The organism is Streptomyces sp. PH9007, from assembly GCF_059813725.1.
In genome coordinates, this window is sequence record NZ_JBQRUY010000002.1 from 97,545 (window position 1) to 119,786 (window position 22,242).

Sequence of the window (22,242 nt, forward strand, 5' to 3'; positions counted from 1 at the left end):
GATGCGGCTCCACCCCCGGTGGGGTCCGCGTCGCGGGCGCCGGGCCGACAGGCCCGACATCCGAACCGATCAACAACATCCGCCCGACTGCTGGTGACGTCCCCGGGCCGGTCCTCAGACCGGATGAACCGGAAGGTGACAGCGGAGAGGCAGATACATAGGGCAGCCAACGGCGGCGCGGCGACGAAACACAAGGTCCCGAGGCCACCAGCGGAACACCTGCCCACCTCTTTCACACAGAGTGCGATGTCCACTCGCTGCGGCCCATGTCCGTGGCGGCCGGAGACCGCAATCCACGAAGGAGAGCAGCACGTGCGACACAACGGACGGCCGTGGATCGCGGCCAGCACCAGCCCCCGCCGCATCCACATGCGGGAGACCACCCACTCCTTCGCCTGTCACGACTGCGGGCAGTGGGAAGACCTCCGCAAGGGCGACATCGCCGACCGGGACAGCAAGGGCCAGATCATGGGCGGACAGACCGTACGGCTCATCGCCGTACACCGCCCGGACGGCAAGCGTTGCCCGGGCAGCGGACAGCGCATCGTTCTCGACATGTCCCTCGCCACCTGGCGCCAGCGCCTAAAGAAGCGGGACCGCATGCGGGCCAGCACCATCGCGGTCAGCGACATCGACCTGACCATCGGGAAGCAGCAGCCCTCCATCGTCTGCCGGGACTGCAAGACCTGGCGCTCCCTCGAGGACGTCCTCCCGCGTACCGGATCCGACCCGGTGTGGATGATCACCCCGCACCGCAACGGCAGTGGAAACGCGCTGTGCCTCAGCAGCGGCCGCCACGTCGTTCTCGACCGCGACCCGATCCTCTGGCAGGAAGCGCTCGACCGCCAGATCGCCAACCAGGAGACGGTGGATGCCGGCTCCCGTACCCGCACCACCGTCTCCAAGCGGCCCTCCCCGCCCGCGCCGGCCGTCCTCCAGATTGCCCAGCAGCGGCAGTCCCAGCGTCCCGCCGAACAGGCCCGGCTGAAGCTGCGTGCCCACCAGGACCTCTGCCGCAGCTGCATGGCGGCGAAGTACGGCCGCGGAATCCCCTGCGCCACGGGGACCGAGCTCACCGCCGCGTACCGGACGGAGATGACCAAGGAGAACCAGGCCCAGCCCTCCAGCAGGGACCGGGCCAAGGCCCGCGCCGGACAGTGGAAGAAGGTCCTCCCCGCCGTCCAGCTCGCGGACGCCCAGCGGTTCCCCGGCCACCTCACCGCCCAGCTACCGGAAGCGCCGATGCCCCCGCGCTCCACGCTCCACCCCGAGCCCCGCCACTGAGCGACCTCAACCGGGGCCAGCAGCAGATGCTGCCTGCCGCCGTGGAAAGCAGCGGCCCCGTCCCCGGCCACATCAACAACGTGCTGGCCCTCACCTGCACGGACCTGTGCGGCCGCTCGCCGCCTCACTCAGCCCGCCGCCTGACCAGGAAGAACCTCATGGCCACACCGCACAACCACCGCCCGGCCTACGGCCGGAAGATCGACGGATGCCCCCGCTGCACCGAGCTGAAGGAAGGCGCCGAACCCGTCAGCCAGCCCTGGCGGACCCAGTACGCCGACCGGAAGCGGATGCAGCAGTCCGCGCACGAGAAGCACTTCGCTCCCGGGGGCCCGCATCAGACCGGAAAGTGCGGCCCCGTCTGCACCTTCGGCGACTCGTGACCCCACCGACCAGCCGAGGCCACCACCACCAGCGCAACACCTGAGAGGACCTCATGAAGAACACCACCAGCTCTTCGCTCAGCCCCGCCGCCGCGCGAGTCCTGGACCGCGCCTTCCGCCACCCCCGCCGCTCGGTCATCACCCACAACGGCGACGCCCTGTGGGAGCTGGCCACGGCCGGTCTCGTCAACGGCGACGCCCTCTCCCCCGAAGGCATCGCCGCCGCCGAGCTCCAGGCGCAGCAGAACCAGCCCGCCGCCTGACCCTCCTGTCGCCGCCGGCCGCCGCCCACCAGCACCACGGGCGGCGGCCGGAGACGTGCAGCGGGGCCAGGCCACCAGAGGCCGCGCCCACCGGAAACAGAACCGGAGGCAGCAGATGAGCCAGGGCAACCAGCAGGCCGAGTCGAGCAAGAAGCCCCAGCCGACGGCGGCTGAGGACCTGATCCGCCGCAACTTGACCCGGGCCCGCCAGCAGCTCGCAGGACAGCCCCAGAAGTAACGGACCTCCACCAGCCACGAAAAAAAAGCGGCCCCCTGGATTGCCGTCCACGGGACCGCCTCGATCGCCATGGAGGCAATCAAATGACGCGCACCATCATTGCATCCCGCCACCACCGAGGCCAGACACCCCCCACCCACTCCTCACCCCAGACCAACCACCAGACCCCCCGCTGCCCCAACCCCTCCCCGGCCACCGGAGGGACCATCGACGGCTCGCGCTGCCCCTGCGGAGCTGATCTCGAGGGCTGCGTAACTCCCCGCTGCCCCAACCCGTCCGTCGCCACGCAGGGCAGCGTGGCCGACGACATCCAGCGTGAAGCGGATGAAGCCGACCAGCCCGAATACGACGAGGACGACAACCCCGGGCTGCTGCTCACAGCGCCGCTCGTACCCACCAGCCAGTACATGTGCCACAACATGCCCATGCGCCAGGTCAGCCCCGGGCGATGGGAATGCCAGAACCCCGACTGCAGCGCCCTGAACATCGAGACCGGCCGGCACACCCCCGCGGTGAACGCCGACTCCCGGGAACCGCTGCCCATCCGGAAGCCCGGCGCCACCAACCCCCCGAACCTCCCCCCGATCAACCAGCCCCGCCAGCACAACCACCGCAACCAGGCCGACGAGGCCCTGCACCGCACCCGGATGGCACACCGGACCGCCCGCTCCCTCGCAGGCCCGGCTCCGCACTCCGAGCGGGACCTCCGGGGTCAGCTCTTCCAGACCACCGGGCAGCGTACTCAGCGCGCGACCGCCGGTACGGGCACCCTCAACACCCTCGCCGTCCTGACGGCGCCGCTCGCCGCCGTTGACGAGTGGCAGTGCCGCGTCTGTCAGGACTGGTTCGCCGGACGCTACCCGCCCCGGCCCCAGGTCTGCGCCAGCTGCCCCGCCAGCGCCTGACTCGCCGCTACCCCGGTCGGGGCGGTCCACTACCCGCCCCGACCACCGAACAGACTCACCCGCCTCGGCCTGCCCTACTGGCAAGGCCGGCTGACCCCCTCACTCCAACCCTTGGCCCATCTCGTTACCAGCGCCCGCCAGTCCCTGGCAGCAGCTGAGCTTGCCATCGCCGAACACGGCATAGACAGCAAACCCGCCTCCAGGGCCCTGCATCGGGCCAACCACGCGGTGGCCGGCGCCCTCGACGCCGGCCACCGCGTCACCGACATCCACCACCGCCTCCCACCGAAGGCGGGCACGTGAACAGCGGGCCAGGGCACTGGCCGCGCGCCCCATGACATCCCGACCAACGCCGAAAGGACTCCGAAATGTCCCGCCCCCGCACACTCCCCGCTCCGACGCTGGGCTTCCTCGCCGAGATCCAGATCGGAGGCGACCTCGTCAACCACGAGGGCCGCGTGCCCCTGGCCGGCACCTACGAGGAAATGCGGCAGCGGGCCATCGCCCTCCTCCGCAGCACCTGGCCGCACACCACCGGCGCCTCGATCCAGCAATTCGTCTGGAAGCCCTGACCAGCTGGCCCGGCCGCCGAACGAGCGGCCGGGCCCGCGCTGTCCCGCCTGCCCAGACCAGGCCGAACGGCCTGGGCAGACCGGAGAGCCGACAGTCGACGCCTTCCGTCATGGAGCAGCCACCCCGGCTGCTCGCATCCACTGCCGCATCCCCGCCCCCACAGAGGGAGTTCCCCATGAACCACCGTGCCCGCGCCCGCGCCGCGCGCCGCGAGTCCACCATCTTTCTGCTGGCTGCCATCGCCTGCGACGCCTTCGCCGTGATTGTGCTGGTGACGGCGCTGTGAGCGGGGGGAGTACGGCTTGGCCGGTCGCGTGGCCGCCCGGAGTGATCGTCCGCTACCTCACCCTCGCCGGAGCCGCCCTGGCGGACCCCGCCGCCACGGTGGACGTGTCGTGGGCTGGCGGGCAGTTCATCTGCCGCTGCCGCGGCTGCGACTACCGCCGGTCCTGGGACAGCGGCGACTTCGCCCATGATTCGGCCGTGAAGCACGCCGAAAAGTGCCGGGCGCTGCCACGGCCCGGGGAGTCCTGATGCCGACATTCATCCGTCGCCGCCACCTGGCCCTCCTGCCTCCGGCGGTGGCCTTGGTTATCAGCTGCACGGCGGTACGCCAGCTCGTCGCCGCAGGCGTACCGGTCGTTGCCGCCGTCGCGGTGGGCCTGCCCGTCCTGTTCTCCTGGTGGTCCGCGTCCAGGCGACTGCTGCTCACCCAGCACATCCGGTGCCCGCGCTGCGGTGAGCACATGCGGCTGGTCGATCCCGAGCCCGGCCTGGTCCGACGGCTCCAGGAGGACCACGCCGGCCACTGCCCGTCCGACCCCAGGGCGTAGGGGCCGTTTCGTCGAGACCTCCGCCCATTTTCGGTCCCGGCGCCTCCCGTGCCGGGACCGTTTCGCGCGCCCCGCGCGGCGCGCCCGCCGCGGCCCCGCCCCGAGCTCGACCCGGGGGCGCAGCTTCGTCGCGCCCCGAATCTTTTCGCCTCCACCCCGGACTGTTTCGTCTCCCCTCACATCGCACCTCCAGGAGCACCCCCATGGCACTCACGCAACTGCCTCTCAAGCGCCGGTCGACGGACCCGATGCCCCCCAGCGGGGACCTGAGAGAGAAGGAGCACCCTCCTCCGCCGACCACCGTTTCGCCCGAGCCGACCGCGGTTTCGCCTGAGCCCGGCGACGTTTCGGGGACAGCCGAGAGCGTTTCGCCTCAGCCCAACGCACGTCTGCGGCTGACCAAAAGCCAGGCATGGGCCATCGCCGGAATCGTCCTCGGATCATTTGCAGTCGCAGCCATCGGCCTCTACCTCAGCTTCGACCACGTCGCCCATTTCGCCTACGAGCGACTCCATTTCGGCGCCGACGGCAACCTCACCAACGCGAGGCTGTTCACGATCGGCGTCGATGCCGGCATCCTCGTCCTGATCGGCGTCGACCTCGTCATGGCCTGGCTCCAGCGGCCGATCCACTGGATCCGCTACCCGGTGTGGCTGCTCACCGGCGTCACGGTCGTCCTCAACTCCGCCTCCGCCTCGCCCCAGGGCCGCGCCTGGGAGCTGATGGACTATGTCGCGGCCGGCGCCCACGGTGTCGTGCCGGTCCTGTTCATCGTGGTGGTGGAGATCGGCCGCCACGCCATCGACCGCATCCTGCGGCCCAAGCCGCCCAAGCCGCCCAAGGTGAAAGCCGACCGGATCCCCCTCCACCGCTGGCTCCTCGACCCGAGCAGCAGCGGGAAGATGTACCGGCAGATGCGGTTGCGGGGCATCCACTCGTTCAGCGAGATGCAGAAGCGCGACCAGGACCTGCGCGGCTACGAGACCTGGCTGCGCAAGAAGTACGACGGCGACCTGGGCAAGGCCACCGAAGAAGAGAAGCTGCCCATGACCATGGCCAAGCTCGGATACACCGTCGACCAGGCCCTGGCCCTGCCGGGAGAGCTGGCCCGCAAGGCCATGAACCGGCAGCACGCCGCCACCATGGAGGCCCTGGAGCGGCGCAAGGAGAAGGCGATCCTCAAGGGGGAGGCCGAGGCCGCGGAAGGGGTGGCCGAGCAGGAGACCAAGGCGGCCATCGCCGAAGCGCACAACCGGGCCACAACCCGCGCCACAGCCGCCCAGCGAGCGGCCGAGCGCGAGGCTGAGGCTCTGGAGACCGAGGAAACAGCCAGGGCCCGCCAGGCAGCCGCCGAAGCTGATCTGGAGGCCCTGCGGGCCCGCAAGGAGGCCACCGAGCTGGCGCCGGCCGTCATCGAGAAGGAGCGGGCGCAGCTCGAGGAGCGCCGCCGCCTGGCTGATGAGGCCCACGCTGTGGCGGCCCGCGAGGCCGATGCGGCCAGGCTGGCCCGGGAACAGGCCGAGGACGAGGACCGGACGCAGGCCCTGGCGAAGGAGGCCGCCAAGAAGCGGCTGGCCGCTGCCGAGGCTGAGCAGCAGGCCCGTGAGCTGGAGGAACTCGCCAAGCTCTCCACCCGCGAGCGCAACCGCCGCAAGGTGATGCGGATGATTCTGAACGCTGACGGTGTCGTTGATGACGTACCGCTCGACGACATCCGTAAGGCGCTGAACGTCTCCTCGACGGACACCGCCTGGAAGTACCGGACGGAGGCCGCGAAGGCCCTCCTTGACGGCGAGAACCCGTTCACCAGCCCCGCCGCCACCCAGGGCGGCGAGCAGGAGTGACCCCGTGCTGGATCGCCGGCCACCACCGTGACCCGGCGATCCAGCACGCACCGACAGCTGGCGCTGCCGCTGCCGTTCCCGGCCACCCCCCTTGCGGTCGGGCGCGGTTGTGGGGCCGCCAGCCCCCGTAACCCACGCACCCAGGCCCCACACCTTCACGAGGAGATCAGCGATGACCGCAAAGACGACCGAGGAAGAGCCCCGCTGGACTTCCGACCACCTGCTCACCGAGGACGGAGTCCGCGCCTACAGCGAGCAGCTGCGAATGATGTTCCGCCTGTACGCCCAGGACTTCCGCACCCTGGCCACGGAGGTCCGCGACGACTACCTGGCCGACCCGGCCGCCGGTGACCGCTGGCCGATGACGAACCTTCACGCGCGCCAGCTCGCGAGCGGCCTGAAGGAGATGGAGCGCCACGCGCAGGCCATCGTCAAGGCGGCCAAGCGGCTGGAGGCGGGGCACCGAAAGGTCCGGATCGAGCTGCCGCAGGCCAGGGCGGAGCGAGCGCTCCGCAGGAAGGCCAAGAAGCGCCGGATGCTCGACCGGGGCGGCGCTGCCGAGCAACTGCCCGGTGGTGTCACCGGCAGAGTGGCCGCCGCAGCCTCCGGACAGCCGCTTCCCGCCCGCAGGGAAGGCGACGGGGCCGGGCCGGGCAGCACCCCGTTCTCCGAGCTGATGCGGAAGAGCGGATGAGCGAGGAACTCACACCCGCCGAGCGGCGTGCACGTGAGAAGCGGCAGGCGAACATCGCCGCCTTCTACAACGGCCGCCAGAAGACCGCCGGGAGCCAGCAGGAGGTGGCCTCCGTAATGGCCGACTACGCCCGCGCGGTGGCCACGCAGAAGTCGGGCGGCGACCCGCATTCCCCGGTGTGGGCGGACCTGGCCGAGACGCTCCACACCTGGAGCCGCAGCCACAATCAGTGACTTGTTGTTGTTGCCGGTTGTTGTTGCCGGGGGCCGGGCCCGGGGTTGCCGCCCACCCAAGGCGCGCGCGCGACGCGCGCGCGCGAGGATCTCATTCGACGTAACACATTGTCAACTCCTTGAAGGGGGATTCTCATGTCCCATGACGGCGAGCACGAGGACGGGAACGACCACGGGAAGGTGCTGCACCTGCCCGTGGTCGGACTGCGGCCTCCCGAGCCGGAGCCGCCCGACACCTCCGATCCCGATCCACCGGACTCCCCGGCCGCGATCTCGCCCGACGCGCACGTGCGCCAGGGCGAGGACGGCGGCTCCACCGGGTTCCCCTCCCTGGCACCCCTGCGCATGGAACCTCCGCCCGGCCTCCGGCTCCCGCCTGTCGTCCCTCTGAACGGCGGTCCCGCCGACGAGGACCCGGGCCTGGACGGTGCAGGCTCCGACGGCCGCGGCGAACGGCTGGGTCTTGGCGGAGCTGCCGCACTCGGCGTCTTGGCGTTCGCGGGCATCGCTGTCGCGGCCAGCCGGGGCGCCGCCGCTCTCCTGGACCGGGGCAACACCCGGCCCGAGCACCACCAGGCGGCCCGGTCTGCGGCGGCGTCCGGCAACAGCGCGTCCCGGCCCTCAGCGCAATGGGCGACCGGAGCCGGCGGCGGCACCGCAGGATCCGGGCGCAGCAGCGGCCTTGGCGATCACCGTTCGGGGCGGCTGTGGCCCGCTGGGAATCAGCAGGGCCAAGGCCGCGGCAACGGGTGGTCCTCAGGCGACCGGCCGAAGCGAAACAGCGGGAGCGGGGGACCTCTCCAAGGGCACGGGCAGAGCGGCCACGACCCCCTCCGTCGACCCGGGCACCGGGACCCCCTCCGCTCGTCCCGAAACGACCCGGGGTCGTTCGCGAAAGAGAACCCCCGGACCCGAAACACTCCGCACCCGCAGACGAAACAGCAACACCGCGGCGGCACCCAGGAGGACCCGTTCGGCTCGCGAAGCGGCGGGCTGGACCGACGCCGGGCGCCGCGCGGCCCGATGGGCCCGCGGCACAACCACCCATCGACGAATCCCGGTGGCCCGGGAGCGAAAGGGGACGGGGCGGCACCGAAAGAGAACTGGGCGACGCCGAAACGCAGCCGCGGGTCCCACGGCGACACCTGGTTCGACCCGAAACAGCCCAGGAGGAACAACAAGGGGGACGAGGTGAACTGGCTGGGGAAGCTGCCCGGCCTGGCAGCCCAGGCAGCGCGACGTGCCCGCCGGGAGGGCCGGAGCGAATCGCGGGACCGTCGAGCCGAAAACCTGGAGGCCGACACCGCCTCACGGGTTCGGCTTCGCGCAGCACGGAACGCGGCCAGGCGAAACCGGGAAGCGGAGCGGGAGGCCCGCCGGGTCGCCCGGCTGCGGTGGCAGGCGCGGCAGCGACGGCGATGGAACACCACACGTCGCGTCAGCAGCCAGCAGTGGGGCAACAGCAAGCGCGCCGGCCGTGCCTACCGAGCCTGGTGGGACCGTCTGCTGTGGCGGATGCAGACCGGATCCATGATGACCGGCAGCGGCTCCGGCCCGCACGGCGGCAACAGCGGCCCGGCGGGGGGCAGTGGCTGGGGCCCGCACGGCGGCACCGGCGGATCGGCGTTCCGGTCTCCGCCCGGACCGGGCTGGGGACCCGGGCCAGGCGGAAGCGGCCCATGGGCGGGACACGGGCCGATGCGGCCACCGCCCGGCATGAACGGCATGAACCAGCCGATGACCGTGCACCTCACCCGGATCAAGCCGGACCCACCGCCCCCGCAGAGCGCGGGCGCCATCGCACCGCCGTCGCCCGCGACGGGGAACAGCGGCCCCGCACGAAAGGACCCCCCCATGGCGCAGGACAGCCAGCCCGCGGCGACCACCACGGAGACGGTGTCCGTCACCCTCACCAAGACCACGGCCACCACCACTGCGGCAGCAAGCACCGGCGCAGCAACCACCGCACCGGCGAGCGCGATGTTCGCGGCCAATCCCCTCTACGCGGCCGACGGGGACCTGACGATCTACGACCTCGTCGAATCGGACCTCGACACCGCCGAGGAGATCCTCGAACGCGTCGCGGTGGCCCGGGCGGACGCCGAAGCCACCCAGGCGTTCGCAGCCCTCATGGACCAGCTGCTGGCCTTCGTCACCCAGACCAAGATCCCCGGCTCCCTGTACGGGTGGACGATCCGTCTGCGCGAACGCGCCGACGAGATCAGCAAGCTCGCCCTCGCGCTGGCCGAGCAACTCCCCCAAGCCTCCGAAGCCATCGCCACCGCGGGGAACCGCGCCGCCGACCGGCACCAGCAGCTGGCCGACACCGTCCGCGACCTCGGCCACTCCGCACCCGCCGAAGCGCCCTACCACAAGGAGTAAGGAGCCACATGCCCGACAATCTCCCCGCCGTCAGCCGCGGACACCTCAGCCCACCCGTTCCGGCCCGGCGGGAAACCGCCGCTCCCCCGGCACCCGCCGCCTCGCCGGCGCCGTCGCCGCCTCAGCAGGACGCCGTACTGAAGTGGTTCCTCGGCAGCAACACCCCGCCGCCGCCCCCCACCCCGCCCGGCGTACCGCCGTCGCTCTCCGGTGACAGCACCTCCCTGCCCCTGCCCCACAACCTTCCCTCCCCAGTAGGCGCAGCCCCCGCCGTCAGCAGCGCCGGCGGCGTCATCGGCGCCATCAGCGACACGGTGCGCTACAGCGGCGTCCTCGCCAAACTCGCCCTCGCCGCCATCGCGCTCCACCGAGCCGGTAACCGCGTGAGGGACACCTACTCCTACATCACCGACTGCGCGCAGAGCGTCGACAACCAGGCCGACCTCGCAGCCAACCTGAGGGTCGACTCGGACACGCTCGCCGAGCACCGGCAGGCCGCCAACATCATGCGCAACGCGCTGAAGCTCTCCGACGATCTGGCCGCCAAGACGGACGACCTGGCCCTGATGTTCGACCAGGCCCGCGCCGACCACGCGCGGGACTACGGCCCCGTTGTCCAAGTGGCGCAGGCCATGACCGTGGAGATGGCAGACCGCAGCTTCTACCGCAACCGATAACCACCCTGACACCCGTTCACCACGGGGCGGCCCGATGAGGGCCGCCCCGTCGCCGTATCCAGGAGACCCACCTCATGTACCTGCCCAGCAGCGACCGGGTGCGGGGCGCCGCCCGTACCGCCCGCAACACGGCAGGCCGGGTCGGCACCTTCGCCGGCGCCGCCGCACTCGCCGCCAGCACCCTCGGCGCCCCCTCCCTCGCCCTCACCCTCCCCGTCACCGCCGGCGCCGTAGCCGTCGGCTACACCGTCTTCGTCGGCGCCCGCAAGGACGACCCGCCCGGGAAGTTCCTCAAAGCGCTCTACCTCTCCCCCGGCATCACCCTCGGCGCCCAGCTGGCCGCCGGATACGCCGTACCCGGCACGCACTGGTGGGAGTTCGCAGCCACAGCCGCCTGGACCGGCATCGTTCTCAAGGTCCGGCCCTCCGCCTGGGCCAGGGACCTGCACACCCCGCCCGCCGAGAACCTTCCCGAGCTCGACGCCGTGTACGAGGTGATGCAACCCGAGGAGGACGACGACGACCACATGCCGGCCGTCATCACCACCGGGCCGATGTCCCTGCGGCTCGCCTCCTTCTGGGAAGTCCACGTCGCCGCCACCGGCGGCCCGGCGCCCGGAACCCGCCTGGACAACATCTCGGTGAGCGGCCCCAGACAGTGGTCCGCGCACATCCTCGGCGCGCCAGGCCAGCCCGTGGGCCAGGTGAACGTCCCGAAGCTGTCCGCGCTGACGGACATCCCCGAAGAGCTCATCGCGATCGGCCCCGTCCCCGGATCCGGGTCCGGCCGCCGCCGCATCACGGTCGGCACATCCGGACCACAGAGCTTCGAGGAGCTGTGGGCCCGGAACATCGCCCCCGCCGCCATGCCCGGCACGACCGTCGTGCAGATCCGGGCCGGAGACGCCAACGGCAACGAAGTGCCCCTGGAGAACATGTGAACCGCAGCACTGAGGTCCCCGAGTTCATCGAGATCGCCCTCGCCGTCCCACCCGGGCAACTCGTGCAGTACAACCACGCGAACCTCGTGTCCGCACTCCGCCCGTACGGTGTCACCGACCCAGCGTGCGTCATGGTCGAGACCGACGGCGCCGGCGGGGCACTGCTCACCGTCTACCGGCGCCCACCGCTGGAGAACCTCCCCGAGGTCCGGCCTGCCGACCTGGTGATGGACAACGACGGCTACATCACCGTCGGCCGCTACCACGACGGCGAACCAGCCCGCATGAGGCTCTACGTCCCAGGATCCGGCGCCCAGAGAGCCGCGATCTTCGGAACCACGGGCGCCGGAAAATCACGGGTGCTGCACCTCCTGCTCGCGGCGGAGAAGCGCTCGGGCATCGTCTCCTGGCTCGCTGACCTGAAGCAGGGCGGCCAGTCCGTCCCCGAAGCCCGGGGCCAGGTCGACGTCCGCGTCACCACCCCCGAAGGGGCCATCCTCCTGCTCCAGGCGGGCCTGTGGGACGCCGAGGACCGGATGCGCCGCTACGCCGAGATGGGCCGCTCCGCGTTCGTCATCAACCGCCCCGATCCGCTGCTCTCCCTCCGGATCGATGAAGTGAACCGTCTGCTCGGCCCGGTCTGCCCCTACCGCAACTGCGGCGCCCACTACATCAGCGAGATCGGCCGCGCCGGCCGTTCCGTCGGCGAAGGCATCTCCATCTCCGGACAGGCCGCACACGTCGAAGAACTGGGCGGAAGCGACACCCTGCGGTCCATGCTCCGCGAGGGCGACACCGTCCTGCTCCGCTGGTCCTCCGGCGTCATGGCCAGCCTCGTTTCCGACGGCCTCCTCCCAGGAGACGCGCACCTCGTCCCGATCCCCCGCCAGTTCGGCAACCGCCAGCTCATCAGCCGCTTCGACCGCAGCAACGCCCGCCCCACCGGGGCCAGCACCGGCGGAATGGCCTACCTCCTCGGCGGCCCCCGGCCCAACTCCCTCATGCGCTTCAGCCGCGTCGGCTCCCTCGGCGAGGTCGACGGCATGGACCCCGAGATCCTCGCGCTCTACGGCACGGGCGAACCGGCCCGTCTCCACCAGCACGCGCCCGAACTCACCGACTGGTACAAGCTCGCCCGCACAGAAGGGGCCATCGACGAAATCGCGGCCAGCCTGCCCGTGCTGGCCGCCAACCTCATGACCGAGCAGCGCGGACTGGGCAAGGACCAGGCGCTCCAGGCCGCAGCCCAGCACCTCGTACGGACCGCCGACAGCAGCTACACCATCACCCCGCTCGACGACGAGGCAGCCGAGGCGGCCGACACGTTCTCGCCGCCGGCGGCTGAAGCCATGCCAGCACCGCAGGAGAGCGTCACCCCGCCGGTGCCCCCGCTGCTGGAAGAAGAACCCGCCCCGCAGACCGCTGCCGCCCGGATCGCCACCGCGCTGCAAGGAGGACCACTCGACAAGCAGGACATCATCACCGCCCTGGAGAACGACGGAGGACGCCGCATCTCGGTGTCCCGCGTGAACACCGTCCTCTCCGAACTGGTCCGGGCGAACAAGATCACCTCCCCCGCCCGAGGCCGCTACCAACTCCCCTGAACCACCCGCCACCCACTCCGGGGCGGGCCGCCCACGCCCGCCCCGGGAGCACCCCCGCCATGACCACAACCCACACCCCGACCACCGCCCCAGCACCCAGCCCCACCCAGCCAGGTCAGCGAGAGCTGGACCTCGACGCCCGCCTCGCCCTCACAGACGCCGCGATGACCCTCCGCCTCGAACTGGCACACACCCGGCTCGCCGTCGACACCGCCCACCCCGAGACCCGGCCAGCCGAAGTGAGCACCGAGGCCCTGACCGCCTACGCCACCCGCCGCTTCAACGCACCGCCCGACCTGTACCCCACCCCCGTGGCCGCCCTCCTCCAGCGTGCCGCTGTGCGTCTGGAGACAGGCGGATGGTGCCGCGGCGCCACCCGAGACACCTCGGGCGCCACCTGTCTCTACGGCGCAGTCCACGCCGAGGCCGCCGGCCACCAAGCACTCGAGGGCGACGCGCTCACCGTGCTGCTGGAGGCCATCCGCCGCGCTTTCGGCCCCGACATCGAATCCGTCCCCGCAGCGAACGACCACCGCGTGCGGGATACCGACAACGCAGTCCAACTACTCAAACGCGCCGCGCTGATCGCCGACGCACACGCCATCTGACCCACTCGCCCAGCAAGCCAGCCTCAACCGGCCCGCTCCACCCGCCAGACAGGAGACCAACATGCCGACCGACAACCAGCCCCAGGAGCACACCGAGAACACGGTGTCCGGCCAGACCAACACCGACTCGATCACGCAGGCCAACAACATCACCGTCACCGTCACCGCTCACCGCGGTTTCGCGAACGGCCCCGGCACCACCATCACCGGCGGCCAGCACTTCCACGACAACAGCTGAACACCGGGCCGTTCGGCCCACCCACAGCACCCCCGGCCGGGCGGCCCCACCAGGACCGCCCGGCCCGCGCTTGCACCAGCGGCCCCGGCCGACGGGCCCGCACATCCAGCAACCCGCCACCAGCAACAAGGAGCAGCACATGAACGCGACCTCCGACACCGCTCTCAACGAGATCCCCGACCAGCCCACCGCCAGCACAGCCCTCTCCCACCGAGGCAAGGACCTCGGCGCCGCCGCCGCACTGCTCGCGACCAACAGCTTCGGCGACTTCTACCCCGACCGGGCCTGGCGGGGCAGCTCCGGGCTCCACGTCACCGGCGAGGGCGTAGCGGCGGCTCTCGCCATGGTGCTCAGCGATGTCGAGCGTTCGTGGACCGGGGGCCGTCGTCGCGCGGCCGACGGCGACGCCGCTCACCCTCTGGACGCCGTCAACGAGAGCTCCTCGATCAGGGACATTCTCCGCGCGGCCCTGCGCTGGATGCGCAAGGAGGGCGAACTCCCCGCACCGGACACCGCGTGGATCGCCCTGCACCGGCTCGGCTCCTCCGAGCACAGCGACCGGGACACGGTGACCGTCGCGCAGCGCTGTGTCCAGGCCGTACTGCGGGCCCGCACGGGCGCCGACCACCCGAGCCTGCGGGACTGGGAAGGGCGCACCGGGCGGACCCCTGCGCAGGTCCACGACCTCCTGGCCGCCGCCGCCGCACTGGCCCGCGAGTACGGGCCGACCGGCGAAGACGGTGCCTGGCGGCGCCTGCCCGACCTGGAGCACATCGCGCCGGTCAGCGGTGTGTGGAGCCACGTGCCCGGCCAGCGGGTCAACCAGCCGCTGGCGGCGGCGGCCAGGGCGGTCGCGGCCCACGGCTGGAACCGGGAGGACACACTCCGCTCGGTACTACGGGCCCACGACACGCGCAAGGACTGGGCCGCCCAGGAAGTCGCTCTCCGCCTGACCAGCCTGATGCTCCAGCACCGTGCGGCCAGCGCCACCCGGATCGACTCCTGCGCCTGGGCCAGGGCCGAGGGACGTACTCGGGAGCAGGTCCAGGAACTGCTCGTCGCCGCTGCCCACGTCGCCTGGCGCTACGGGCCGGACGGGAGCTGACACCGGCTTCTCCCCGCCGACGCGCGCAGTGCCGCGGTGGACAAAGCGCCGCACCGATCCACATCCCCGGGCCGCCGCCCGCCCACAGCAGGCGGCGGCCAAGAACTCCACCCCACGCCAGAAGGGCGCCCTCGTGACCACCTATCCCCCGCGAGCCAGCGGCTCTGCTCCGCCCGTACCTCCACGGGGAGCTCCGCCGTCCCAGCCCACAGCGGCCACCACCGAAGGCCAGCCGGATGTGTTTCCCGTACCCGACGGTGAGGTGGACCGGCTCTCAGAGCTCGTCATCCCGCAGTGGCCGGACGATGCCGTTTTCCTCCTGGTGGGTCCGCCGGCGGCCGGGAAGTCGACCTTCGCCCGTACGCACTTCCATCCGGAGTGGCGGATCAACCTCGACTCGCTGCGGCGCTCCGTCAGCGGTGACCCTGCCGACCAGAGCGCCACCCGCGCGGCAGTGAAGATCCAGACGATCGTGCTGATGGAGCGCTTGGGCCGCGGATTGCCGACGGTCATCGACTCCACCAATGGAGACCGTCTGGTGAGGCAGCGCATCCGGCGTCTCGCGATCCGGTACCGGCGGCCGCTGATCGTCTTTCTCTTCGACGTGCCCGCGGACGACTGCAAGACGGGAAACGCTCGTCGTGCCCGGCACGTTCCCGACGACGTCATGGACCGCCTGCTGCGTAAGAAGCCGACCGCCGAGCAACTCCGCGCCGAGGGGTTCCTGCACGTCTTGGTGCTCCGCCGCCCCTCCCCCGCCGACGCGGTGACCTGCGGCTCCTGACAGGCCACACCGGGAGAACCACCCACCATTCACGGCCGCCTGGGCTGGAAGCCCAGGCGGCCCTTTGCTGACCCGGAGACACCATGTCACAAACCGCCCCGCCCCTCCCCCGCACGACTGAGCAAGTCCGGCGCTTCATCAGCCGCTCCCTGTACGCGGCCCGCAGCCCCGTCCGCCGCTTCCTCACTTCCGTCGCCGTGATCGCCGCATTCAGCGTCCTCCTCCAAGACCCCCAACTCCTCCTCAAGCCGCAGCTGTGGGTCGTCGCCCTGGCCCTGTACGGAGCCGATCGCCTCATCCAGACGTCCCTCGAGGCCCTCGCCGACCTGATCGACCCCGACGCCCGCGACGGCGACAAGTCCTGCCAGGCCATCGCCCACCATCTGCGCGCCGTGGAGCACGGTCTCAGCAGCGGCGCCAACCCCGTACACGTCCTGGAGGCGCTGAACGGGGCCGAGGCGCTGCTCACCGCCAGCAGCACGCTCGACACTCTGGCCGACAAGCTCGACGCCGCCGGCCACCACGCGGACGCCGCCTCCGTCCGCAACGCGGTCCGCAAACTCGACGCCGCCGACAACGCCCTGATCGGGCACCAGCCCACCCCGGCCGACCGGTGACCGCCACGCCCACGGCCGCCGATCCGGCCACCTGCATCGCCGAGATGCAGACGCACTGCGCCCGGGCTGACACCAAGGCGTCCTTCCTCCTGGCGCTGGCCGGCGCCGCCGGCCTCGCGCTCGGCAACCCCCTGGGCGCCGCCGCTCCCCTCGCGCGTATCGCCGGAACGGCCACCTCCGCGGCTCTCCTCCTCGCGATCGTCTTGCTGCTCACCGCCGTACGGCCCTCCACCCACGGCAAGTTCAGCGCCGACCGGCTGCTGAACGGTGACCCGCACGAGCACCTCACCGCGCTCTGCAACCTCGCCAACCGCAAATACCGGCTGGTCCGGCACGCGGTCGACACCCTGTACGCCGCCATCGGCTTCGCCGCTCTCACCGTCCTCACCACCTGACAGGAATCCACGCCATGAGGCTCTTCCCACGCCGCCGCCCGACTCCGACCCCGACCCCGGCACCGCAGGCCACCCCGCAGACCTGGACACCGGAAGGCACCACCGTCACCCAGCGGTACCTCGGGCTCGCCGGCGCCACCGTCCTCGTCTACAGCAGCGGATCCCCGTTCTTCACCGCCGGCTGCCTCGGATGCACCTACCAAGCCGCGACCGACCAGGAGCTGAGGGAAGCCAAGGCCGCCGAACTCGCCAACGCGCACGCCGCGCAGTGCCGGGCCCTGCCCCGGGGAGTCCCCGAGCGGCCCGATGACGCCACGGCCGCGACCATCGTCCGCACCCGCGTCCGCGAGCTGCAGCGCTACGTCGACGAGCGGCACTTCACCCTGGACGACTTCCTGCCCGACCGCATCGACCTGCAGCGCAGCGGGGACTGGATCCAGGCCGCTCTCATCGACCTCGCCGAGCGTGAACCGCAGGTCCTGAAGGTGACCGTCGACCGGCCCAGTGAGTCCGGCAACACCTACACCTACCTCACCGCCCTGCCCCGCCAGAGCTGCACCACGACCAGCGACTGGCGCTGACAGCCCCGGCTCTGTCCACCCCACCCCGACCGGCCCCCGCCAGCACCAGCAGGTGGGGCCGGCGCTCACTGACCCATCCCGCAACCGACCTCGAAGGGGTCCTCATGCAGTTCCTGCAGCGCACCGACCACCGCATCGCCGGTACCGACCACGCCACCATCGCCCTCGACGAGGGCGTCCTGGTGATCGCCGACTGGGAGCTCGTTGAGAAGGCCCCTGACCGCGACGGCCGCGTCTACGTCACGCTGCGCGGCTGGCTGGCCAACGGCTCCGGCTCCGGCCGCCTGGACGACCCGCACACCCAGCCGGTCCAGGCCGGACGGGCCCACCTGGTCCGCGCCGACCTGCGCGGCCGCCGCCCCGTCACCGACCGCCGGGTCCACCTCGACTACCAGCACGTGGGCCGCCCGTACCCGTCCAACTGGGACCACCCCGGCTACCTGGCCACGATCACCTGGGCAGACCGCCGCGTCGACAGCAACGGCGCCCCGATCCCCGAGGACGAGATCGGGCGCACCGAGTGGACCGACCCGGCCACAGGCTGCACGTACGACCTGACCGACGAGTACGTGCCAGCCGGCACGACCTACCGGACGGGTGACCGCACCTGGCGGCATTTCGACCGCTGGAGCGGCGGGTTCCCGGTGCTCCACCCGTTCATTGGCGGCAGCACGACCCCCAGCAGCGGATCCAAGCTCATCACGCAAGGAGAGTGGGTCCGGCTCGCCGACGCCCCCAAGTACTCCGAGATCTAGCGGGCGGCTAGCCCAACCCCGCGGCCCCTGCCAGCCCCCGCTGGCAGGGCCGTCGCGCTGACTACCCGCCACCATCCGGACACCACCTCCGGATGGTCGCCGGCCGCCAGACACCGAAGACACCGCCGATCCGGCCGCGACCCCCAACCCCACCCTGAACCGAACGGAGACATCCATGTCCTTCACCCCCTCGGTCCGCGAACTGCTGGAATCCGAACTCGAAAGGGCGGTACGCGGACTGCGCCGCGCCCGTCGCGAGCCCGACCCGGCCCTGACCGCCGACTTGAGCCTCGCCGCCTCCTCCGCTTACACAGCGGCCATGGCACTCGCAGCCTTCGCCGCCGACAACCCGGAGGCTGCCGAAGAGCTGGCCGCCGGGCTCCTCGACCCGGCTGCCGAGGACTTCGGTCCCGAGGCCGACTACGCGGCCCGGGCCCTCGGCCTTCCGGTCGACAAATGGCTCACCGAGGAGAGCGGAACAACGGCCCCGCCCGCCCACTCAACCACGTAGCGGGCCCACCGACCCGCCACGTGGCGCAGCCCAGGATCACACGGCCGCAGGCGGCGGCACTCCGCCGCCCCCGCGCCCCGACAGCCCGACCGGTCACAAATCCCCGGCCACCTCTCCCTGACCCAGCGACACACCACGACCCCCACGCCGTGGACACGGCGCCCATCCTCACCCACTGGAGAACCTCATGGGCAACGCCCGATACGACGTCGTCCGCCGAGACGGCCTCGTCATCCCCGCCGGATACGACGTCAAGGGCCCCTGTGAACGCCCCGGCTGCATCACGGAGATCCACCGGGGCCTCGATGCTCTGTGCGGCGACACCCCCGGCATCCCCGAACACGGCTGCGGCGGCTACTTCTGCGACAAGGAGCTATACACCGCCCCCGAGGGGCAGACCGGCTGGCGGTGCACCGACTGCGCCAGCACGCGGCAGGACGAGCCCGAGACGGAACCACAGGACGACCCCGCGGCCTACTCCCCCACCCCGCACATCCCCCGCCTGCTCACGGAGATGTGCATCGCGGAATCCCAGACCGGCATCACCGGCCGGGCCCACGACGACTACCGCCGCGCCCAGCGCCGGACGGTGCTGCTGCTCCGGGCGGTGATCGCCGACCTGCTCGCCCTGGCCCGCCCCGAGGACACCAGGGCCGCCGGCGATGCCGCGCGAGCGGCCCTCGCCGTCCGCCACCACGACTGGCTGACCCGCGGCATCAGCGCGGATCAGGCCCGCGAGTGGCTGCGCGCCGAGTACGCCCACTGGGAGAAGGCCCCCTTCCACCACCCGCGCTGCCCCGGCGGCTGCCAGGGATCCGGAATCGTCGAGAGCATCCAGGTCTGGCAGGACGACGGCGTTCCCCTCGACGTGGAGCCCGCTGACTGCAACCGGGGTAGGCCGCAGGACCCCCACCTCAGTGACTGCGTCTGCCGCGGCAGCGGCCGAATCCCTGACCCCGGTCACCCCCACGAGATGGTCCGCTGCACCGGCGAGACCATCCCCGGCCCCGGCCAGCCGCAGCCGGCACCGGAACCCGCCTACGCCGCAGCCGTCACCGGCCGCTGGGACGACTACGCGCCGTTCTGACACCCGGCGTGCCCAGCCCGCCACCGGGCTGGGCACGCCGGCCCTCACAACAACCCCTGGCTCCGCGCGCCCGCGCGGACACCGACACCCCGAAGAGGACGCGCATGAAGCCCTGGAACCGCGCCGACCACCACATCAGCGAAACCGACCACGCCACCCTGGCCTTCGCCGAGATCGGGAACGTCACCATCGCCGACTGGGAGATCACCACCGAAGCGCCGGACCGCGACGGCCGCATCCACACCACGCTCCGCGGGTGGATCAGCGACGGAAGCGGGCGCGCCCACTTCGACAGCTCGTACCCGCTCCCCATCGAATCCGGCCGAGCCCACCTGCTCCACGCCGCCCCGCGCGGCCACCAGCCGATCCACGACCAGCCGGTGCACATCAAGATCCGCCCCTTCGGCAAGCCCGTGCCCAACACCTGGGACCACCCCGGCTACATGCTCACCGCCCGGTGGATGGACCGCCGGGTGGACGACCAAGGCCGCCCGAACCCGGACGGCAAGCCCGGAACACAGGCCAGCCGCTAACCGGCCGACCTCAACACGACGGGCGCGCCCACACCCCCACGGGCCGGGCGCGCCCGCTTCGCACAGGAACCGGAACACCCCTCCCCCACCCCGCTGCGGAACCTGCGCCCCGGGCGGCTGCCGTGCCGCTCGCCGCCTCCAGGTCGCGGGCGGTCAGCCATACAGCGGCGGCCGCCGCCCGGGCACCGGGCGCGGGCTGGCCCACCAGGTTCCCTCCGGGCCGCAGCCGGACGCCGGAGCGCCGGAGCCACTTCCCGCAGACCTCCAGCCGCCACGCCACTGCGGCGGCCGGCGCCACGCCGTGCCCGCACCCGGCGCCTAACTGCCCAGCCGGACGCGCCGAAACGGTCACGAAGCCCGCGCCCGCCCCCCTTCTCCTCACGAGACGTCCCTGTGCCCCAGCGGGCGCGCGTGCTCACGAGTCCATCACCGAAAGCTCAGACCACCAGGAGACCTCATGAACCTGACCATCGACCGCTCCGCATTCGCTGAGGTTGTCGTCGCCGTCTCCCGCACCGTGCCCCAGCGGCCGGTCCAGCCGGTGATGGCCGGCATCAAAATGACCGCCAACGACGGGACGCTCACACTCGCCGCCTGGGACTACGACAACTCCACCGTGCAGCACGCCGAGGCCAACGTCACCGAGCCCGGCGAACTGCTCGTCTCCGGCCGCCTGCTCGCCGACATCGCCAAGCAGCTCCCGGCCCAGCCCGTCACCCTCACCACCGACGGCGTCCGCGCGGTCATCACATGCGGCGCCTCCCGCTACACCCTCCACACCCTGCCGCTCGAGGAATACCCGCAGCTGCCCTCCGTACCGGAGCAGTCCGGCACGGTCGACGCCGCCGAGTTCGCCCTTGCCGTCGCCCAGGTCGCCCCCGCGGCTTCCACCGAGCACGACTTCATCGCAGGCGTGCGGATCGAGGTCGACGAGGACCACCTGGTGCTGGCCGCCACGGACCGCTACCGCGTCGCGGTACGCCGCCTGCCCTGGAAGCCCGCCGGCGACCTCCCCAACACCCCCGCGATGGTGAGGGCCACCGACCTGCTCACCCTGACCAAGTCCCTCTCCGGAGCCGGGACCCTCACCCTGCACCTGCCCCGCTCCCAGGAACTGCTCGCCATCACCACCAGCACGTCCACCATCACCACCCGCCTGCTGGACGGCTCGAAGTTCCCGCGCTGGAAGGCCATCATGCCCACGGGCGCCGAGGCCACCACCAGCGTGCGAGCCGAGCGGGCCGCCCTCATCGGCGCCATCAACCGGGTCTCCCTGGTCATCACCAGGGGATCCCAGGTCTTCCTGCGCTGCACCAGTGAAGGCATCGACCTGACCGGCGGAAACGCGGACGAGGCGCAGGCCCACGACCACACCGACGCCGCCGTTGAGGGCGAGGACACCTACGTCGCCTTCAACCCCAACTTCCTCCTCGCCTCCCTGCAGGCAGCCACCACCCCCCAGGTCACCCTCCACCTCCAGGGCCCCGAGAGGCCCGCCCTTGTCGTCCCCGCCACCGACGACCCCGACCTGAACTACGTCGTCATGCCGGTACGCACCGTCGAGACGACCCCCGACAACGCGCCCGCGCCGAAGAACGCCTGACCCCAGCAGCGTCCGCACTCACAGACGAGGTCACCGCCATGACCAGCACCATCACCACCAGCCCCTGCCCCCACCGCGACTACGACCTGTCCGACCTGGACCCCACCAAGGTCCCCCTCGTCATCTGCTTCGACTGCGCCGCACGCGAGGAGCGGCGCGAAGAAGCCGCCCGGGCCCGCCAGCGCGCCGCCACCGCCCGCCCCGGCACCTGCCCGGCCTGCTTCCAGCCCCGCGTCCTGTTCGCGTTCACCCTGCAGCCGCGCCCCTGGCACGCCCCCGACGACACCATGCCCTCCGTGTTCCTGTGCGCCCGGGACTGGGAGCGCACCACCCTGGCCGAGGAACGCACCTTCAAGACCCACGAGTTCTACGACATCAGCGAGCTGATCGCCCGCGCGGCCGCGATCGCCGCCGGCGACAGCGGGCCCCACCCGTCCGGGAAGTCCCCCCACACGAGCCGTGCACCCCGCCTCGCGGCCGGCCGCGGCGCCATCCCGGGAGACGTCCCGATGTTCGACCTCAGCTGACCCCCCTTCTCCACGCGCAGCACCGCGCGGGCCCGCCGGCCACC

Annotated in this window: 28 protein-coding genes; all 28 read left to right on the top strand. The window is 71.8% G+C overall.

What is annotated here, in order from left to right:
• Positions 1-312 precede the first annotated feature (312 nt).
• The 28 genes from ACTFAP_RS29400 (at position 313) to ACTFAP_RS29535 (ending at position 22,198) form a co-directional block, all read left to right on the top strand.
• Positions 313-1,284 (top strand): hypothetical protein, encoded by a 972-nt coding sequence (locus ACTFAP_RS29400; protein WP_500469693.1) that lies wholly within the window; start codon positions 313-315, stop codon positions 1,282-1,284.
• A gap of 41 nt (positions 1,285-1,325) precedes the next feature.
• On the top strand, positions 1,326-1,667 hold the full coding sequence (locus tag ACTFAP_RS29405; RefSeq protein WP_500469695.1) for a hypothetical protein: 342 nt from the start codon (positions 1,326-1,328) through the stop codon (positions 1,665-1,667).
• A 53-nt stretch (positions 1,668-1,720) separates the two neighbouring features.
• The gene (locus tag ACTFAP_RS29410; protein ID WP_500469697.1) at positions 1,721-1,930 is read left to right on the top strand and encodes a hypothetical protein; all 210 of its coding nucleotides are present in this window, start codon (positions 1,721-1,723) and stop codon (positions 1,928-1,930) included.
• 321 nt (positions 1,931-2,251) lie between these two features.
• Positions 2,252-3,073 (top strand): hypothetical protein, encoded by an 822-nt coding sequence (locus ACTFAP_RS29415; RefSeq protein WP_500469698.1) that lies wholly within the window; start codon positions 2,252-2,254, stop codon positions 3,071-3,073.
• A 111-nt stretch (positions 3,074-3,184) separates the two neighbouring features.
• Positions 3,185-3,376, top strand: a complete 192-nt coding sequence (locus ACTFAP_RS29420; protein WP_500469700.1) for a hypothetical protein — start codon at positions 3,185-3,187, stop codon at positions 3,374-3,376.
• Positions 3,377-3,441: 65 nt separating this feature from the next.
• Positions 3,442-3,645 carry a hypothetical protein gene (locus tag ACTFAP_RS29425; protein WP_500469701.1) on the top strand — a complete coding sequence of 68 codons (204 nt, stop codon included), beginning with the start codon at positions 3,442-3,444 and terminating at the stop codon, positions 3,643-3,645.
• 328 nt (positions 3,646-3,973) lie between these two features.
• Positions 3,974-4,180, top strand: a complete 207-nt coding sequence (locus ACTFAP_RS29430; RefSeq protein WP_500469703.1) for a hypothetical protein — start codon at positions 3,974-3,976, stop codon at positions 4,178-4,180.
• Positions 4,180-4,479, top strand: a complete 300-nt coding sequence (locus ACTFAP_RS29435; protein WP_500469705.1) for a hypothetical protein — start codon at positions 4,180-4,182, stop codon at positions 4,477-4,479. The genes ACTFAP_RS29430 and ACTFAP_RS29435 overlap by 1 nt, the downstream gene beginning before the upstream one ends.
• Before the next feature lie 203 nt (positions 4,480-4,682).
• Positions 4,683-6,323, top strand: a complete 1,641-nt coding sequence (locus ACTFAP_RS29440; protein ID WP_500469707.1) for a DUF2637 domain-containing protein — start codon at positions 4,683-4,685, stop codon at positions 6,321-6,323.
• Between the two features lie 172 nt (positions 6,324-6,495).
• Complete coding sequence (locus tag ACTFAP_RS29445) at positions 6,496-7,017, top strand: hypothetical protein (RefSeq protein ID WP_375878409.1); 522 nt, start codon at positions 6,496-6,498, stop codon at positions 7,015-7,017.
• Positions 7,014-7,250, top strand: a complete 237-nt coding sequence (locus tag ACTFAP_RS29450) for a hypothetical protein (RefSeq protein WP_375878410.1) — start codon at positions 7,014-7,016, stop codon at positions 7,248-7,250. The genes ACTFAP_RS29445 and ACTFAP_RS29450 overlap by 4 nt, the downstream gene beginning before the upstream one ends.
• A gap of 1,854 nt (positions 7,251-9,104) precedes the next feature.
• On the top strand, positions 9,105-9,632 hold the full coding sequence (locus tag ACTFAP_RS29455) for a hypothetical protein (protein WP_375878411.1): 528 nt from the start codon (positions 9,105-9,107) through the stop codon (positions 9,630-9,632).
• A gap of 8 nt (positions 9,633-9,640) precedes the next feature.
• Entirely contained in the window at positions 9,641-10,309 is a 669-nt protein-coding gene (locus ACTFAP_RS29460) for a hypothetical protein (RefSeq protein ID WP_500469709.1), read from the top strand.
• Positions 10,310-10,383: 74 nt separating this feature from the next.
• On the top strand, positions 10,384-11,250 hold the full coding sequence (locus tag ACTFAP_RS29465; protein ID WP_500469711.1) for a hypothetical protein: 867 nt from the start codon (positions 10,384-10,386) through the stop codon (positions 11,248-11,250).
• Entirely contained in the window at positions 11,247-12,854 is a 1,608-nt protein-coding gene (locus ACTFAP_RS29470) for a DNA/RNA helicase domain-containing protein (RefSeq protein ID WP_500469713.1), read from the top strand. Before ACTFAP_RS29465 ends, ACTFAP_RS29470 begins: the two co-directional genes overlap by 4 nt.
• 59 nt (positions 12,855-12,913) lie before the next feature.
• On the top strand, positions 12,914-13,462 hold the full coding sequence (locus ACTFAP_RS29475) for a DUF6197 family protein (RefSeq protein WP_500469715.1): 549 nt from the start codon (positions 12,914-12,916) through the stop codon (positions 13,460-13,462).
• Between the two features lie 61 nt (positions 13,463-13,523).
• Complete coding sequence (locus ACTFAP_RS29480) at positions 13,524-13,700, top strand: hypothetical protein (RefSeq protein WP_500469717.1); 177 nt, start codon at positions 13,524-13,526, stop codon at positions 13,698-13,700.
• A 139-nt stretch (positions 13,701-13,839) separates the two neighbouring features.
• Positions 13,840-14,805 carry a hypothetical protein gene (locus ACTFAP_RS29485; RefSeq protein ID WP_500469719.1) on the top strand — a complete coding sequence of 322 codons (966 nt, stop codon included), beginning with the start codon at positions 13,840-13,842 and terminating at the stop codon, positions 14,803-14,805.
• A 262-nt stretch (positions 14,806-15,067) separates the two neighbouring features.
• On the top strand, positions 15,068-15,589 hold the full coding sequence (locus tag ACTFAP_RS29490) for an AAA family ATPase (protein ID WP_500469721.1): 522 nt from the start codon (positions 15,068-15,070) through the stop codon (positions 15,587-15,589).
• Positions 15,590-15,672: 83 nt separating this feature from the next.
• Positions 15,673-16,206, top strand: a complete 534-nt coding sequence (locus ACTFAP_RS29495; RefSeq protein WP_500469723.1) for a hypothetical protein — start codon at positions 15,673-15,675, stop codon at positions 16,204-16,206.
• Positions 16,203-16,601 (top strand): Pycsar system effector family protein, encoded by a 399-nt coding sequence (locus ACTFAP_RS29500; protein WP_500469725.1) that lies wholly within the window; start codon positions 16,203-16,205, stop codon positions 16,599-16,601. Before ACTFAP_RS29495 ends, ACTFAP_RS29500 begins: the two co-directional genes overlap by 4 nt.
• A 14-nt stretch (positions 16,602-16,615) precedes the next feature.
• A complete protein-coding gene (locus ACTFAP_RS29505; RefSeq protein ID WP_500469726.1) occupies positions 16,616-17,182 on the top strand; it encodes a hypothetical protein in 567 nt (188 codons plus the stop codon).
• A 104-nt stretch (positions 17,183-17,286) separates the two neighbouring features.
• Complete coding sequence (locus ACTFAP_RS29510) at positions 17,287-17,937, top strand: hypothetical protein (protein WP_500469728.1); 651 nt, start codon at positions 17,287-17,289, stop codon at positions 17,935-17,937.
• A 175-nt stretch (positions 17,938-18,112) separates the two neighbouring features.
• A complete protein-coding gene (locus ACTFAP_RS29515) occupies positions 18,113-18,448 on the top strand; it encodes a hypothetical protein (protein ID WP_500469729.1) in 336 nt (111 codons plus the stop codon).
• Between the two features lie 187 nt (positions 18,449-18,635).
• Positions 18,636-19,535 carry a hypothetical protein gene (locus ACTFAP_RS29520; RefSeq protein WP_500469730.1) on the top strand — a complete coding sequence of 300 codons (900 nt, stop codon included), beginning with the start codon at positions 18,636-18,638 and terminating at the stop codon, positions 19,533-19,535.
• A 104-nt stretch (positions 19,536-19,639) separates the two neighbouring features.
• Positions 19,640-20,068, top strand: a complete 429-nt coding sequence (locus ACTFAP_RS29525) for a hypothetical protein (RefSeq protein ID WP_500469731.1) — start codon at positions 19,640-19,642, stop codon at positions 20,066-20,068.
• 457 nt (positions 20,069-20,525) lie between these two features.
• Positions 20,526-21,671, top strand: coding sequence for a DNA polymerase III subunit beta (gene dnaN / locus ACTFAP_RS29530; protein WP_500469732.1), 1,146 nt, complete (start codon positions 20,526-20,528; stop codon positions 21,669-21,671).
• A gap of 38 nt (positions 21,672-21,709) precedes the next feature.
• Positions 21,710-22,198, top strand: a complete 489-nt coding sequence (locus ACTFAP_RS29535; protein WP_500469733.1) for a hypothetical protein — start codon at positions 21,710-21,712, stop codon at positions 22,196-22,198.
• Positions 22,199-22,242 lie beyond the last annotated feature (44 nt).